Genomic DNA, 14393 nt, shown 5'->3' on the forward strand with positions numbered 1-14393 from the left:
GCGGAAGCTCCCCTTCCCGTGCCGGGGAGGAGCGAAGGTGATTTGAAGCCGCCCGTCACATCCGCTAAGGGGCGCGCTCGCAGACACCACCGGACGACCCCCATGACCCTCTACACCCGTTTTGCCGCGCATATCGATGCGGCGCTCGATACGCTCGTCGCCGCGGGGGATCTGCCCGCCGACCTGTCGCGCGCCAACGTCACGGTCGAGCCGCCGCGCGACATCACGCACGGGGATCTCGCGACCAATGCCGCGATGGTGCTGGCCAAGCCCGCCAAGACCAACCCGCGCGCGCTCGCGGAGAAGATCGCGGCGCATTTGGAGGCGCTCGACGAGGTCTCGAGTGTTTCGGTCGCCGGGCCGGGCTTCATCAACATGACGCTGACCGACGACACGTGGCGGACCGAATTGTCCGCGATCCACGACGCCGCGGGCGATTATGGCCGGTCGAACCGTGGTGCGGGTACGACGGTCAATATCGAATATGTCTCGGCCAACCCTACGGGTCCGATGCACATGGGGCATTGCCGTGGTGCGGTCGTCGGGGATGCGCTGGCGGCGCTGCTCGAGTTCGCCGGGCACAAGGTCATCCGCGAATATTACGTCAACGATGCGGGCGGGCAGGTCGATGTGCTCGCGCGTTCGGTCCACCTGCGCTACCGCGAGGCGCTCGGCGAGACCGTCGAGATTCCCGAGGGCCTGTATCCGGGTGACTATCTCGTCCCCGTCGGGCAGATGCTCGCGACCGAATTCGGCGACACCTATGTCGGCAAGCCGGAGGGCGAGTGGCTCGTGCTGTTCCGCACCCGCGCGGTCGCGGCGATGCTCGTGCTGATCAAGGCGGATCTCGCGCAGCTCGGGATCCACCACGACCTGTTCTCGTCGGAAGCCGAGCTTCAGGCGGCGGGCAAGCCCGAGGCGGCCGAGCACGATCTGCGCGCGCGCGACCTGATCTATGACGGCGTGCTCGAAGCGCCCAAGGGGCAGGAGCTCGAGGATTGGGAGCCGGTCGTGCTGCCGCTGTTCCGCTCGACCCAGTTCGGTGACGATCAGGATCGCCCGATCAAAAAGTCGAACGGGCAGTGGACCTATTTCGGCGCGGATCTCGCGTACCATTACCAGAAGGCGCAGACCGCCGACGCGCTGATCGACATCTGGGGTGCCGACCATGCGGGGACGGTCAAGCGGATCGTCGCCGCGGTGCAGGCGCTGACCGGCGGCAAGACGCGGTTCGACGTCAAGCTCGTCCAGATGGTGCGGCTGATGCGCAACGGCGAGCCGATCAAGATGTCCAAGCGCGCGGGCAATTTCGTCACGCTCGCGGATGTCGTGAACGAGGTCGGCAAGGACGTCGTCCGCTTCACCATGCTGACGCGCAAGGCCGATGCACAGATGGACTTCGACTTCGCCAAGGTGGTCGAGGCGTCGAAGGACAATCCCGTCTTCTACGTCAATTACGCGCATGCGCGGATCGCGTCGTTGCACCGCCGCGCGACCGAGGCGGGAATCAACTGCGACACGGTCGACCTGTCGCTGCTCGACACCGAGGACCTCGCACTGGTAAAGTTCGCGGCACAGTTCCCGCGCATCGTCGACACCGCCGCAGCTGCGCGCGAGCCGCACCGTATTGCGTTCTATCTCTATGACTTGGCAGCATCGCTCCACGCGCTATGGAATGTCGGTAACGATCGTCCGGATCGCCGCTTCCTGCTCGCCGACAATCCCGGCGTGACGTGCGCGCGGCTGTTCCTCGCCGAAGGAGTCGGGCAGATTATCCGCAATGGCCTCGGCATCATGGGGGTGCAGGCGGTCCAGGAGATGAAGTGATGCAGATCGGCGACCGGGACATGCGCGACAGCGACCGGCTTCCCTGGCTCGAAACGGTCGAGCAGGAGCGCGACGGGGCCGCGCCGGTCATCCGCATCGTCATGATGGTCGTCGGACTGCTGGCGCTGGTCGCTGTCGCGATCCTCGGGTACCGCTATTGGGACACGCATCGCGGGATCAACGGCGACGGCGCGCTGATTGCGGCGCCCGCGGGGGATTACAAGATCCGCCCGACCGAACCCGGCGGCATGGTCGTGCAGGGCGAGGGCGACACCGCGATCGCGACGAGCAACGGCGACAGCATGGGCAATTCGTCGATCGACATGGCCGCCGCGCCCGAAGCGCCGGTCGCGGGAAAGAAGGTCGTCCCGCAGCGGATCGATTCGGGTGCCAGCAAGGCGGTGTCGGCGATCCCGGCGGCGGACGGCGCGGTAACCGGTGGCGCGGCGATCCAATTGGGGTCGTTCGACACCGAGGCCGATGCCAACGACATCGGGAAGCAGATCGCCAAGCGCTACAGCTATCTCGCCGCGCTCGGCAGGTCGGTTCAGATGGCGCAGGTCAACGGGCGCACCGTGTATCGCCTTCGCGTCAACGCGGGGAGCGTGGGGGAGGCGAAAAGTCTGTGCGCCAAACTGGCGGCTGCGGGCCAGGCGTGCTTCGTTCCGCGCAGTTGACGGCGTAGCCGGGGTGACGCGGTGGTCGGCGGACGATAGGACGATGGCATGAAGCCCGTCATCTTCGGCCTGTCCGGCCCCGTCCTCACACCCGACGAACGCACTTTCTTCGCCGCGGTGGAGCCGGCGGGATATATCCTGTTCAAGCGCAACATCGTCGACCGGGCGCAGGTGCGCGCGCTGACCGACAGTCTGCGCGATCTGTCGGGACGCGTCGATCTGCCGATCCTGATCGATCAGGAAGGCGGCCGCGTCGCCCGGATGCGCGCGCCCGAGTGGCCCGAGTTTCCGGCAGGTCCCGCATTCGATGCGCTGTACGAGATCGCGCCCATCTCCGCGATCGAGGCGGCCAAGGCGAATGCGCAGGCGATCGGGCTGATGCTCGCGGAGGTCGGCATCACGGTCGACTGCCTGCCGTTGCTCGACGTATCGCAGCCCGACACGACCGAGGCGATCACCACGCGCGCTTTAGGGTCAGAGCCGTTGCGCGTCGCGGCGATGGGGCGGGCGATCCTCGACGGGTTGCGGGCGGCGGGGGTCGTCGGTGTGGTCAAACACATGCCCGGGCATGGTCGCGCCAAGGTCGATACGCATTACCATCTGCCGACGGTGACCGCGTCGGATGCGGAGCTGGCGATCGACCTTCAGCCGTTCATCGCGCTCAAGGGCGCGCCGATGGGGATGACGTCGCATATCGTGTTCGAGGCGTGGGACCGCGACCGCCCGGCAACGCTGTCGCCGGTAATCGTCGAGGACATCATCCGCCAGCGGATCGGGTTCGACGGGCTGTTGATGACCGACGACATCGACATGAAGGCGCTGACGGGGAGCGCGGGCGACAAGGCCGCGGGGGCGATCGCGGCGGGGTGTGACCTGGTGCTCGATTGCTGGGCGCGGATGGACGAGATGGTCGATATCGCCGCGCGGCTGGGCGAGATGTCGGACGTGTCGCGCGCACGGCTCGATCGCGCGATGGCGACGGTGGCGGGCGCGCGCGAAGAGGGCGACATGGCCACGCTGATCGCTCAGCGTGATGCGCTGCTCGCACTGGTATAGCCTTCGGCAGATTGGGGTTTTGGGGTAAACCGTTCTCCTGCGAAAGCAGGAGTCCAGGAGTCTGCCGCGCGACAGCCGTGGCTCTGCGCGGCCCTGGGTTCCTGCCTTCGCAGGAACACGGTGGATGAGCATTCGATGGCAGCTTCTCCCGCGAGGCGGCTCACCGGCAACAGGACGCTGCACCCGATAAGCCGCTCCCCACGCCATCTTGAATTTGGTAGCGTCGCGCTACGCATGACCGACACGCCCGAAACGCTGACGCTCGATATCGACGGGTGGGAAGGTCCGATGGACCTGCTGCTCGCGCTCGCCCGCAGCCAGAAGGTCGATCTCAAGCAGATCTCGATCCTTGCGCTGGTCGACCAGTATCTCCGCTTCGTCGAGGAAGCGCAGGCCGCGTTGGAGCTTGCGGCAGATTATCTCGTGATGGCGGCTTGGCTGGCCTATCTGAAGTCGGCGCTGCTGTTGCCGCGCGATCCGGAGGTCGAGCCGTCGCCTGAGGAACTCGCGTTGCGGCTGCAACTTCGGCTCGAACGGTTGAACGCGATGCGCGAGGCGGGGGCGCGGCTCGTCGCCCGCGACCGGGTCGGGCGGGACGTATTTACGCGCGGCGCGCCGGAGGGGCTGCGGACGACGCGCAAGGCATTGTGGCAGGCGGAGATCTATGACCTGATCGCGGCATATGGCGTCATCACCGCGCGGACGCGCCCGGTGATGCACATCGTCGCGCATCGTCCCGTCATGACGCTGGAGGCGGCGCTTGCGCGGGTTTCACGGCTGGTCGGGGTGGAGATCGACTGGCGCCTGATCGAAACCTTCCTGCCGGCGGAAGCACGCGGCCTGTTCCGAAAGTCCGCGCTCGCATCGTCGTTCCTCGCCGCGTTGGAGCTTGCCAAGCAAGGCAAGGTAGAACTGCGACAGCAGTCGCCGTTCGCCCCGCTGTATATCCGCGCGATCGGTACGGCGACGGCATGACCCCTCGTGACGCCACGGTCCGTGCGGTGGAAGCGGTGCTGTTCGCGTCGCCCGAGCCGATGACCGCGGATGCCATCAGGACGCATCTCGGCGGGATCGACGTCCGCAGCGCGCTGGCGACATTGCAGGCGGATTATGCGGGGCGCGGGATCGAACTCGTTCGCCGGGGCGAGCGATGGCATTTCCAGACCGCCGCCGACATGGCGCATCTGCTCCGCCGCACGCATGAGGAACCGCGCAAGCTCAGCCGCGCCGGGATCGAGACGCTGGCGATCATCGCCTATCACGAACCCGCGACGCGCGCGGAAATCGAGGCGATCCGGGGTGTGCAGATTTCCAAGGGAACGCTCGACGTGCTGATGGAGGCGGGCTGGATCCGCCCCGCCGGGCGGCGTGAAGTTCCCGGGCGCCCATTGCTCTATGCGACCACCGCCGAGTTCCTCGCCCACTTCGGGCTGGCGACGCGGCGCGATCTGCCCGGACTCGAAGATCTGAAGGCGGCGGGGCTGCTTGACCCGGTCGATCTGCAGTTTGAAACTATGGAGGTGGCAAAGCCGTACGATGAAGACTAGATAGAACGAATTCCTAGGAGATTGACCATGGGTGGTTTCAGCCTTGTGCATTGGCTCATTTTCGGCGTTATCGCCATCCTCGTACTGGGCGGCGGTCGCTTTTCCAGCATGATGGGTGACGTCGCCAAGGGCATCAAGCAGTTCAAGAAGGGTATGGCCGAAGAGGACGAACCGGGCCGCGAACCGAGCCGGATCGAAGCAAAGGCCGCGGCAGACCCGGTGTTCGACCGCGACGGCAACCGCGTGCGTGACCGCGAAGTCTGATTTCGGACGGATAGCCGCATGTTCGACGTCTCCTCATCCGAGGTGATCATTCTGGGGGTCGTGGCCTTGCTGGTCATCCCGCCCAAAGACCTGCCCAAGGCGATGCGATCCGCAGGCTATTGGGTAGGGCGGGTGCGCGGCATCGCGACGCAGTTCCGATCGGGCTTCGATTCGATGGTTCGTGAGGCGGAACTGCACGAGATGGAAAAGAAGTGGGCGGCGGAGAATGAGCGCATCATGCGCGAGCATCCGCCGACCCCGGTCCAGATGCTGCCCTCTGCCGATTCGGCTGCTACTGCCGAGGATGGTGAGGCGGACCCCCATATGGTGGAACAGCCCACGATCCAGCCGGCGCACGATGTCGCCGGCCCCGTGCAGCCGGAACCGGTTGTGACGCCAAGTGTGGTCCCAGCCGACCGGCATGAGACGTCGCACACGGACGACGCACCGCAACGGGCGGCCCAGTCGTGAACGCGCCGGTCGACGATCTCGAAGCCAGCCGCGCGCCGCTGCTGGATCACCTGATCGAGTTGCGGCGTCGGTTATTCTATTGTCTCGCGACGGTCTTCGTCGCGGTGATCGTGACGTACATTTTCTCGCGCGACATCTTCACGATCCTGGTGCAGCCGCTGCTCAAGGCGGGGCAGACGCGGATCGTCACGATCGGCGTGTTCGACGGCTTCTTCGTACAGATTAAAATTGCTTTGTTCGCGGCGCTGATGATCTCCTTCCCGGTGATCGCGAACCAGTTGTGGGGCTTTGTGGCGCCCGGTTTGTACCGTCAGGAAAAGCGTGCGCTGCTGCCGTTCCTGATCGCGACGCCGGTGCTGTTCGGGATGGGGGCGTCGATGGCCTACTTCCTCGCGGTGCCCGCCGCGCTGCACTTCCTGCTGAGCTTCCAGGGGAACCTCGGCGGCGTCGAGCAGCAGGCTCTGACGTCGGTCGCCAGTTATCTCGATTTCATCATGCAGTTTCTGTTTGGCTTCGGGATCGCGTTCCTGATGCCGGTCGTGCTGATGATCGTGGAGCGTGCGGGGCTGGTGACGCGCAAGCAGCTCGTGGGCGCACGACGCTATGCAATCGTTGGCTGCTTCGCGCTGGCGCTCGTTCTGGCGCCGCCAGACGCTGGGTCGATGATCATGCTCGCGGTGCCGCTGGTGCTGCTGTACGAGCTGGCGCTCATCGCTATCTGGTTCTCGGAGCGTGGCCGGGCAAAAACCGCTAGCACCGATCTGGTCGAGAGCTGATCCGCCGCACGGTTGATTGACGAACAAGAAAAAGGCCACCCCTGCATTGCAGGGGCGGCCTTTCGATTCCGGCTAAGTCCGTCTTACTTGGACTTGTCTGCCGTCTTCTCGACGGTGCTGCCTGCCGACTTCACGTCCTTGCCGACACCTTCGACGGTGTTGCAGGCGCTGACCAGAACGGCACTGGCGACGAGAGCGAGACTGAGAACCTTACGCATACGAACCTCCTTTAAATCACGAGCGTCCTGCCGGGGCAGGATGCCTGCAATCGAAATGATCGGAACGCAGGATCGTTCCACCATCCAAACAGATTCGATCCATCGAAGGATGGTCTCGGCAGCGATGTGGGGAATTGGACCCGGGCGCGCCACCGGGGGGGGGAGGGGTAGGCGCGACCGGGTCCATGTTGCGGATAGCGAGAGCGGGGGGGCATAAATTCGCTATCCGAATATCAGAACGGACGTTTGGCGATCTGGTTCCGACTAAAATCGCGGAAAGTACATTTTTAGCGATCCGAGCGAAGTCTCAGTCGCGGCCGGTGATCGCCACCGAGATTTCATAGGCCCCGACCAGCGGATCATAATGCAATTTCGACCGCAGCTGGCGTGACAGACCTTCGATGACGCGACCGTAACGTTCGACCACCAGCGTGCGCATCGTGTCACCGTCCACCAGCGACGGCGAATTGATCCGCAACAGCGCACGTTGTTCCGACGGATCGGGCGATACCGAGATCCGCACTTGGGTCGTCGGCGCGACGGTGATCGCGAGTTCGACAATCTCGGTGATCAGGAAGGCGATTGCGATCGCGATATCCTGATTGGCAAGGAACGGCGCGATGTCGAGCGCTATGCTAAGCTGCGCGCCCTCCGGCGCCGTCGCGCGGATGTTGGCGGCAAGTTCGCCGATTACCGAGCGCAGTTGCAGGCCGCGGTTTTCCTCGATCTCCGCAAAGTGGTTGCGATGGACGACCGCGAGCGCATCGACGCGCCGCTGGATCGACGCGTAAGCATGCGCGGCTTCGCGGCTGCGGGCGGCGCGGGCGTGGAAGTTGATCAGGCTGGAGATGACCTGGAGGTTGTTCTTGACGCGGTGATGGACTTCCCGCGTGAGGCGTGTCTGCCGCACCAGACCTTCGGCCAGGCCGGCTTCATGTTCGGCAACGGTGCGACTGATCGCCTGGAAGGTCTCGCCCAGTTCGCGGATTTCCTGTGCGGGCAGGGCACGCATCATGCCCGGGTCGATCTCCTCACCCGGCACGAACGAGGCGACGCGCGTCCGCAACTGGCGCAGCGACCGGATCAACAGACGATCCACGACGAACCAGCCGATTCCGGCCGCCGCAGCCCACATCACGATCGGCAGGATCAGCGCGATCAGGACGGGCGATGTGATCGGGGCGGACGGGGTGCGCGTGACCAACGCAATATCGTCAACCCCGACCGGCATCGACAGCGCAGTCCGCCGTTCGAGCGGGGCCTGCCGGGGAAGTTGCTGCAGCGTGAGCGTCCGCCGGTCGAGCACCAGTTCCGCTTCATACGCTTGCGCATAGGCCGTCGGCGTAGCGACCGCCTCAAGGACAGCGGCAGGAAAATAGGCGGTCGCATGCGTGCGACCAGATGCGCTCGTCGTCGACAGGGTCAGTCCGCGTCCGGGATGGATTTGCGCGGTGACCGGGCCGTCCATGCTGGGGGGTGCCACGGCGCCGCGGATCGGCAGCGCCGCACCGCAGATGACGCGTCCACGTGCGTCGGTAATGGCGAAACGGGTGCCGACCGCGAGTTGCGGCGCGAATACGCCTTGCGCACGCGCACAGCTTGGCGTGTTGCCGGGGTCGATCTCGAGCGCGTTCAGCGAGACACGGAGCGCGGTCATGTCGCCAATCAGCTCGATCGCGAGTTTGCGCGCACTTTCCGTGGTCGTCAGGCGCATCTGCGCTCGCGTGGCTTCATCCGCCAGTTCGGCGGTGCGCAGCGTTGCGAAAAAAGCGATGATCGCCAATGGCAGCAGCGCCGCACTGAGGATCAGAAAGACCTTTGCGCCCGTCGGGACGCGGTCGAGTTTCCGGCCAGTCCGCGCGGGGGTGGGGGCGCCCGCGATGTCTGTCACCGCAGGATCAGTCTAGCTTGCCAAGAAGGTCGAGCAAATCCGCCGGGATCTCCTCTTCGACCGTACGCTGGTAGACCGTCCGCAAAGCCGCGCCCATGTCGCGGTCCTTGCTTTGAACTTTCGCGCCCGCGACCGGGCCTCCGGCTTTCCGCACCACGGCCGCTTCCGGCTTTTTCGAAGAGTCGTCGCCCGAACGCAATGCCGTCCCCCTGAGATCCGGATGCCCGGATAGAATCAAAATGCTGCCGTAACAATCCGGCACGGATACTCACTGCATAAAGAATGCACGTGAGCGATTGGGTGATGAAACCAAATAGCTCTTCGATGGTTCCGCCTGGGATGCGATTTTAAGTTTCGAATACCAAGAAGCCACGAAACGCGTTGCATATGCCGGGGGGCGCTTCCACAAGACCACCCGACCTGACCCATTACGGAGACCCCGACAGCCATGTCGCTTGGACAGCAGCTCGCCCCCCATCTTCCCTTTTTGCGCCGTTACGGCCGCGCGTTGACCGGCAGCCAGACGCATGGCGACCGCTATGTACGGGCTACTCTGGAAGCGATCGTCGCCGCCCCCGAGGAATTTCCCCGCGACGTCGATCCGCGTCTCGGTCTCTACCGTATGTTCCACGCGATCTGGACGTCGACGAATTACGACGAGACGCCCGAGAACATGAGCGCCAGCGAGGGTGACGGGCAGGAAGCCATCGCGCGCGCCCGTCTCGCACGGATGACGCCGCTGTCGCGTCAGGCGTTGCTGCTGACGGCGATGGAAGGCTTTACGCCCGAGGATGCGGCGTATCTGATCGAAGTCGAGCCGGAGGAGGTGGACTCGCTGGTCGCCGAGGCGCTGACCGAGATCGAGAAGCAGACCCGTGCGCGCGTTCTCATCATCGAGGACGAGCCGATCATCGCGATGGACATCGAAACCATCGTGCGCGACCTCGGGCATGACGTGACCGGTGTTGCGGTCACGCGCGACGAAGCGGTTGCGTTGGCGATGGAGGATCGTCCGGGTCTGGTTTTGGCCGACATTCAGCTTGCGGACGACAGTTCGGGGATCGACGCGGTCAAGGACATCCTTGCCGAATTCGAAGTGCCGGTCATCTTCATCACCGCATTCCCGGAGCGTTTGCTGACCGGCGAGCGGCCGGAACCGACGTTCCTCATCACCAAGCCGTTCCAGCGCTCCACGGTCAAGGCTGCGATCGCGCAGGCCCTGTTCTTCGACCAGACGACCGTTCCGGCGATCTGAGGCGTGCCGCGCCGGGTTCCTGGTAGCTCCGGGAACCCATCGCGTGTCCGGGTGTTGGGTTCCATACGATACGGAACAACAACAAACGGGGCTCGCATGGCGGACAGGGACGAAATCCACGTCGACCGGGAAGATGCACGTGCGGGATCGACCCCACATGTGACACGGTATGTGCTCGGCATCTCGCTGGCCTTGGTAGTGGTGCTGTTTGCCGTGATATTGCTGGTTTTCAACCGCTAACGTTTTGATGCTACTATGGCGTTCTGCAGGTCCGGAGTTGGACATTGCGGAACGCCGTTCCCATGTGTGGCAAATGACGCCACGAGACAGGATTTCATGACCGACGCGATCGATCAGGACGATATTCACGACGACGTGCCCGCAGTCGAGCACGTCGCGCTGTCGGACCCCGAGTTCAAGAAGGAATTGGCGCAGGTAATTCCACACCTGCGTGCGTTCGGTCGTTCTTTGTCGGGCAATCGCGATCTGGCCGACGATCTCGTCCAGGAAACGCTGATGAAGGCATGGGCTGCGCGTCAACGGTTCCAGGCCGGCACCAATATGCGCGCATGGACCTTCATCATTCTGCGCAACCTGTATCTCTCCCAAATGCGGCGTGCGCGCTTCAAGGGCGAGTGGGACGATCTGGTCGCCGACCGCATTCTTGCTGCGCCGGCGAGCCAGGACAAGCATGTCGAACTGGGCGACATGCAGCGCGCACTGCTGCATCTCCCGCAGCCGCAGCGCGAGGCATTGATCCTCGTGGGAGCCGGTGGCTTTGCCTACGAAGAGGCTGCCGAGATTTGCGGTGTCGCTGTCGGCACCATCAAGAGCCGCGTTGCGCGTGGCCGTGTTGCGCTCGAAGCAGTGATGGGCGACAACACGCTCCCCTCACGCCGCACGCACACAAACGAACCCGGCATGAGCGCGCTGGACACGATTATGGGCGAGGTTGACGACCTCAGTCGGGATCGCCGCTCGTAAGCTTAGTGGCGACGGTTGGCTGGACCGAGGGAACGCGGTCCAACTGCTGCATCAGCCGATCGATATCGTCCAACGGACTGTTTGTGCATCGATACGCCAACGACAGCGCCGGACGCAGCGTGTCTCCTACGCGGGGTGCGGCAACGAGGACGTGAGGCGTTGCTGACGCATTCATGTTGGGGGGAAGATCGATCGGCATGGGGACAGAACGATCCACCCGCGGTATTGTTGCTCGATGCAGTACGGAGTGGTCTGATTTGCGTCTAAGTCCTGACATCAATGGAATTTGAATCCTCCATTATCGCTGCGACAGTACGCGCACGCCAGAATGCTCCCTTTCTTGCGCTATTGCTGGATCGCGAACCCGCCATGGCGGACGTGTTCCTGCGCGGACACTTGCCGCCACTGGAAACGATTACCGCCGACCTTGACGACGAACCCGTAGCGCGCCGCTTACGGCTGGCGCGCCGACGTCTGGCGTTGCGGGTGGCGATCGGGGATCTGGCGGGAGTCGATGATCTTACGACGGTCACGCGAACCCTGTCGGATTTCGCGGACCACGCGCTCGATACCGCGATCACGACCGCCATCTCGGAGCGGACACCCGATGCTGCGCCCACCGGCTTTGCCGCGATCGCGCTTGGCAAGCAGGGCAGCCGCGAACTCAATTATTCGTCCGACATCGATCCGATCCTGATCTTCGACCCTGCGACGCTGCCATGCCGTCGCGGGGAAGCGCCCGAGACCGCAGCGGTGCGGATTGCGCGCCGCGTCGTCGAGCTTTTGCAGACACGCGATGGGGATGGCTATGTGCTGCGCGTCGATTTGCGGCTGCGGCCGTCGCCCGAGGTGACGCCGATCGCGCTCTCGGTCGATGCCGCGATTTCCTATTACGAATCGCTCGCCTTGCCGTGGGAGCGGGCGGCGTTCATCCGCGCACGTGCTGCGGCGGGGGATCGCCTGCTCGGCAACCGCTTCCTGTCGGCGATCGCACCGTTCATCTGGCGGCGTGCGCTCGATTTCGGCGCGATCGGCGAGATCCGGGGGATCTCGCGCCGGATCCGCGACCATTATGCGCAAGGGCAGGCGTTCGGCCCCGGGTTCGATCTCAAGCGCGGGCGCGGGGGCATCCGCGAGGTCGAATTCTTCACGCAGATCCATCAGTTGATCCACGGCGGTCGTGATCCGGCCTTGCGCGTGCCCGCAACGCGCGATGCGCTCGCGGCACTGGCGAAGGCGGGGTGGGTCGATCCGCAGGAGGCGGACGCGCTGGCAAACGCCTACACGCTGTTCCGCACGATCGAACACCGCGTCCAGATGGTCGAGGACCGGCAGACGCATCAATTGCCGAGCGGCGCTGCGCTTGACGGGGTCGCACGGTTGCACGGCGTGGCGGACGGGCCTGCGCTTCTGGCGTTGCTCGAACCGCATGTCGCCGCCACCGCGCGGAGTTACGACGGGCTCGATCCGGATGCGGACGGGGCGTTGTCGTTCGACCGTGCTGCGCTGGCTGCGCAACTGGCGGAAACCGGGTTCGGCGATACGACGACCGCGGTGCAGCGGATCGAACATTGGCGCAGCGGCAGCTACCCCGCCCTGCGCAGTCCGGCCGCACGCGCCGCGCTCGAGGCGGTGTTGCCTGGACTCATCACGGCGCTGGGCGAGTCCCCCGATCCGCATGGTGCGATCATCCGGCTCGACCGCATGCTCGGGCGGTTGACGAGCGCAGTCAATTTCTTCCGTCTGCTGGAGGCGCGTCCGGCACTGGCGCGGTTGCTCGGGCTGATTCTGAGCCATGCGGTGACGCTCGCCGAGGATCTGGCGGGGCGGCCCGAACTGTTCGACGGGCTGATCGATGCCAGCGCGCTCGATCCGGTCGATGACGTCGCGCGGCTGATGCGCGAAATGGCGGGTGGACCGGACTATCAGGCGGAACTCGATCATGTCCGTCGCGTGGTGGGCGAGAAGCGGTTTGCGCTGGGCACGCAGATTGTCGCGGGCGTGGCGGATCCGCTTGCGGTGTCGGCGGGCTATGCGCGCGTCGCGGAAGCCGCGATCGGCGTGCTTGCGCAGGCCACCGTCACCGAATTCGCGATCGCGCACGGGACGGTGCCAGGCAGCGAACTCGTCATCCTCGCACTTGGGCGGCTCGGCGGCGGCGCGCTGACGCACGCGTCGGACCTCGACCTGATCTATCTGTTTACGGGCGACTATCTGGCCGAGTCCAATGGCCGCAAACCGCTCGGCGCAGTGTTGTATTACAACCGATTGGCACAGCGACTGACTGCGGCGCTGTCGGTGCCGACCGCGTCCGGGCCGTTGTATGAAATCGATACCCGGCTGCGCCCGTCGGGGACGCAGGGGCCGCTGACGGTCTCGCTCGACGGGTTTGCCCAATATCAGCGCGAGCAGGCGTGGACCTGGGAGCATATGGCGTTGACCCGCGCGCGTCCGGTGTTCGGATCGCCGGAAGCGCGTGATTCGGTGCAAGCGATCATCATGGACGTTCTCGGGGGCGATCGGCCGGAGCGCGATATCCTGGCCGAAGCGACTGACATGCGGCGCGAGATGGCGCTGCACAAGCCGCCGCTCGGGCCGTTGGACGCGAAGCTGTTGCCGGGTGGCCTCGTCGATCTCGAATTCGCGGTCCATATGGTGCAACTGACCCGGCGGATCGGCTTCGACCCCAATTTGCAGCGCGCAATCGACGGCCTGATTACGGCCGGCGCTGCGCCCGACGGCATGGCGCGGGCGTATGAATTGCTTGCGCGGTTGCTCGTGACGCTCCGGTTGGTGGCACCCACCGCCGAGCCGCCCGGTCCGGCAACGCAGGCGCTGATCGCGCAGGCACTCCGAATGGAGGACTGGGGGCGGGTCGTTGCGTCGCTGGAGGCGACACGGCACGATGTCGCGGCATGGCTGGCACAGGTAGAAGGACTTGCAACATGACGGCATTGGTGGAGGGCGCGGCGATCCCAGCGGTGGATCTGGCGGGGCAGGACGGTACGCGGATCGACCTGCAGGGCTATGTCGGCAAGCCATTCGTGCTGTATTTCTACCCTAAGGACGACACCACCGGCTGCACCCGCGAAGCACAGGATTTCAGCGCGGCCCGGGCTGATTTCGAAGCACTCGGCGTGGACCTGCTGGGCGTGTCGCGCGACACGCCCGAGAAGCACCGCAAGTTTACCGCAAAGTACCATCTGACCGTGCCGCTGGCGTCCGCCGACACGGATGCTGCACTCGAGGCGTTCGGCGTCTGGGTCGAGAAAAAGCTGTACGGCAAGACGTATATGGGGATCGACCGATCGACCTTTCTGTTCGCCGCCGACGGCACGCTCGCGCGCATATGGCGTAAGGTCCGGGTGCCCGGGCATGTCGAGCAGGTTCTCGCTGCGGTCCGTGCCATTTTGTGACGATTCGCGGT

Annotated in this window: 16 protein-coding genes; 13 read left to right on the forward strand and 3 right to left on the reverse strand. The window is 65.0% G+C overall.

All coding sequences use genetic code 11. The annotated features are described in order from the left end of the window. The first annotated feature begins 102 nt into the window (after positions 1-102). From argS to tatC, 8 genes are all read left to right on the forward strand, one after another. On the forward strand, positions 103-1827 hold the full coding sequence (gene argS, locus ABIC17_RS11970) for an arginine--tRNA ligase (RefSeq protein ID WP_354282039.1): 1725 nt from the start codon (positions 103-105) through the stop codon (positions 1825-1827). Further along, a complete protein-coding gene (locus tag ABIC17_RS11975; RefSeq protein WP_354282331.1) occupies positions 1827-2504 on the forward strand; it encodes an SPOR domain-containing protein in 678 nt (225 codons plus the stop codon). Before argS ends, ABIC17_RS11975 begins: the two co-directional genes overlap by 1 nt. A gap of 48 nt (positions 2505-2552) precedes the next feature. Further along, a complete protein-coding gene (locus ABIC17_RS11980) occupies positions 2553-3560 on the forward strand; it encodes a glycoside hydrolase family 3 N-terminal domain-containing protein (RefSeq protein ID WP_354282040.1) in 1008 nt (335 codons plus the stop codon). A gap of 234 nt (positions 3561-3794) precedes the next feature. After that, a complete protein-coding gene (locus tag ABIC17_RS11985; protein ID WP_354282041.1) occupies positions 3795-4535 on the forward strand; it encodes a segregation and condensation protein A in 741 nt (246 codons plus the stop codon). Further along, complete coding sequence (gene scpB, locus ABIC17_RS11990; RefSeq protein ID WP_354282042.1) at positions 4532-5107, forward strand: SMC-Scp complex subunit ScpB; 576 nt, start codon at positions 4532-4534, stop codon at positions 5105-5107. Before ABIC17_RS11985 ends, scpB begins: the two co-directional genes overlap by 4 nt. A 27-nt stretch (positions 5108-5134) precedes the next feature. Then, positions 5135-5371: a twin-arginine translocase TatA/TatE family subunit gene (locus tag ABIC17_RS11995; protein ID WP_354282043.1), complete on the forward strand. Its 237-nt coding sequence runs from the start codon at positions 5135-5137 to the stop codon at positions 5369-5371. A gap of 18 nt (positions 5372-5389) precedes the next feature. Next, entirely contained in the window at positions 5390-5842 is a 453-nt protein-coding gene (locus tag ABIC17_RS12000; RefSeq protein WP_354282044.1) for a Sec-independent protein translocase subunit TatA/TatB, read from the forward strand. Further along, positions 5839-6618: a twin-arginine translocase subunit TatC gene (gene tatC / locus ABIC17_RS12005; RefSeq protein WP_354282045.1), complete on the forward strand. Its 780-nt coding sequence runs from the start codon at positions 5839-5841 to the stop codon at positions 6616-6618. Before ABIC17_RS12000 ends, tatC begins: the two co-directional genes overlap by 4 nt. An 83-nt stretch (positions 6619-6701) precedes the next feature. On the opposite strand, the gene ABIC17_RS12010 is transcribed toward tatC, so the two are convergent. The 3 genes from ABIC17_RS12010 to ABIC17_RS12020 all read right to left on the reverse strand — a co-directional run bounded on the left by ABIC17_RS12010 (position 6702) and on the right by ABIC17_RS12020 (position 8989). Continuing rightward, positions 6702-6836: an entericidin A/B family lipoprotein gene (locus ABIC17_RS12010; RefSeq protein ID WP_131527076.1), complete on the reverse strand. Its 135-nt coding sequence runs from the start codon at positions 6834-6836 to the stop codon at positions 6702-6704. A 307-nt stretch (positions 6837-7143) separates the two neighbouring features. Further along, a complete protein-coding gene (locus ABIC17_RS12015) occupies positions 7144-8727 on the reverse strand; it encodes a sensor histidine kinase (RefSeq protein WP_354282046.1) in 1584 nt (527 codons plus the stop codon). Positions 8728-8734: 7 nt separating this feature from the next. Continuing rightward, positions 8735-8989 (reverse strand): NepR family anti-sigma factor, encoded by a 255-nt coding sequence (locus tag ABIC17_RS12020; protein ID WP_354282047.1) that lies wholly within the window; start codon positions 8987-8989, stop codon positions 8735-8737. Between the two features lie 186 nt (positions 8990-9175). On the opposite strand from ABIC17_RS12020, the gene ABIC17_RS12025 reads away from it, so the two are divergent. The 5 genes from ABIC17_RS12025 to ABIC17_RS12045 all read left to right on the forward strand — a co-directional run bounded on the left by ABIC17_RS12025 (position 9176) and on the right by ABIC17_RS12045 (position 14382). After that, positions 9176-9982 carry a response regulator gene (locus ABIC17_RS12025; RefSeq protein ID WP_354282048.1) on the forward strand — a complete coding sequence of 269 codons (807 nt, stop codon included), beginning with the start codon at positions 9176-9178 and terminating at the stop codon, positions 9980-9982. A 96-nt stretch (positions 9983-10078) separates the two neighbouring features. Continuing rightward, a complete protein-coding gene (locus ABIC17_RS12030) occupies positions 10079-10222 on the forward strand; it encodes a hypothetical protein (protein ID WP_354282049.1) in 144 nt (47 codons plus the stop codon). A 96-nt stretch (positions 10223-10318) separates the two neighbouring features. After that, positions 10319-10966 (forward strand): sigma-70 family RNA polymerase sigma factor, encoded by a 648-nt coding sequence (locus ABIC17_RS12035; protein ID WP_354282050.1) that lies wholly within the window; start codon positions 10319-10321, stop codon positions 10964-10966. Positions 10967-11245: 279 nt separating this feature from the next. After that, positions 11246-13915 carry a [protein-PII] uridylyltransferase family protein gene (locus ABIC17_RS12040; RefSeq protein ID WP_354282051.1) on the forward strand — a complete coding sequence of 890 codons (2670 nt, stop codon included), beginning with the start codon at positions 11246-11248 and terminating at the stop codon, positions 13913-13915. Then, a complete protein-coding gene (locus ABIC17_RS12045; RefSeq protein WP_354282052.1) occupies positions 13912-14382 on the forward strand; it encodes a peroxiredoxin in 471 nt (156 codons plus the stop codon). Before ABIC17_RS12040 ends, ABIC17_RS12045 begins: the two co-directional genes overlap by 4 nt. Positions 14383-14393 lie beyond the last annotated feature (11 nt).

The organism is Sphingomonas sp. PvP056, from assembly GCF_040549155.1.
GTDB lineage: Bacteria > Pseudomonadota > Alphaproteobacteria > Sphingomonadales > Sphingomonadaceae > Sphingomonas.

Coding starts and splice junctions, on each gene's coding strand:
- ABIC17_RS12000 (WP_354282044.1), top strand. CDS start 5,390: ATGTTCGACGTCTCCTCATCCGAGGTGATCATTCTGGGGGTCGTGGCC.
- ABIC17_RS12030 (WP_354282049.1), top strand. CDS start 10,079: ATGGCGGACAGGGACGAAATCCACGTCGACCGGGAAGATGCACGTGCG.
- scpB (WP_354282042.1), top strand. CDS start 4,532: ATGACCCCTCGTGACGCCACGGTCCGTGCGGTGGAAGCGGTGCTGTTC.
- ABIC17_RS12010 (WP_131527076.1), bottom strand. CDS start 6,836: ATGCGTAAGGTTCTCAGTCTCGCTCTCGTCGCCAGTGCCGTTCTGGTC.
- ABIC17_RS11975 (WP_354282331.1), top strand. CDS start 1,827: ATGCAGATCGGCGACCGGGACATGCGCGACAGCGACCGGCTTCCCTGG.
- ABIC17_RS11985 (WP_354282041.1), top strand. CDS start 3,795: ATGACCGACACGCCCGAAACGCTGACGCTCGATATCGACGGGTGGGAA.
- ABIC17_RS12045 (WP_354282052.1), top strand. CDS start 13,912: ATGACGGCATTGGTGGAGGGCGCGGCGATCCCAGCGGTGGATCTGGCG.
- ABIC17_RS12025 (WP_354282048.1), top strand. CDS start 9,176: ATGTCGCTTGGACAGCAGCTCGCCCCCCATCTTCCCTTTTTGCGCCGT.
- ABIC17_RS12040 (WP_354282051.1), top strand. CDS start 11,246: ATGGAATTTGAATCCTCCATTATCGCTGCGACAGTACGCGCACGCCAG.
- ABIC17_RS11995 (WP_354282043.1), top strand. CDS start 5,135: ATGGGTGGTTTCAGCCTTGTGCATTGGCTCATTTTCGGCGTTATCGCC.
- ABIC17_RS12035 (WP_354282050.1), top strand. CDS start 10,319: ATGACCGACGCGATCGATCAGGACGATATTCACGACGACGTGCCCGCA.
- ABIC17_RS11980 (WP_354282040.1), top strand. CDS start 2,553: ATGAAGCCCGTCATCTTCGGCCTGTCCGGCCCCGTCCTCACACCCGAC.
- argS (WP_354282039.1), top strand. CDS start 103: ATGACCCTCTACACCCGTTTTGCCGCGCATATCGATGCGGCGCTCGAT.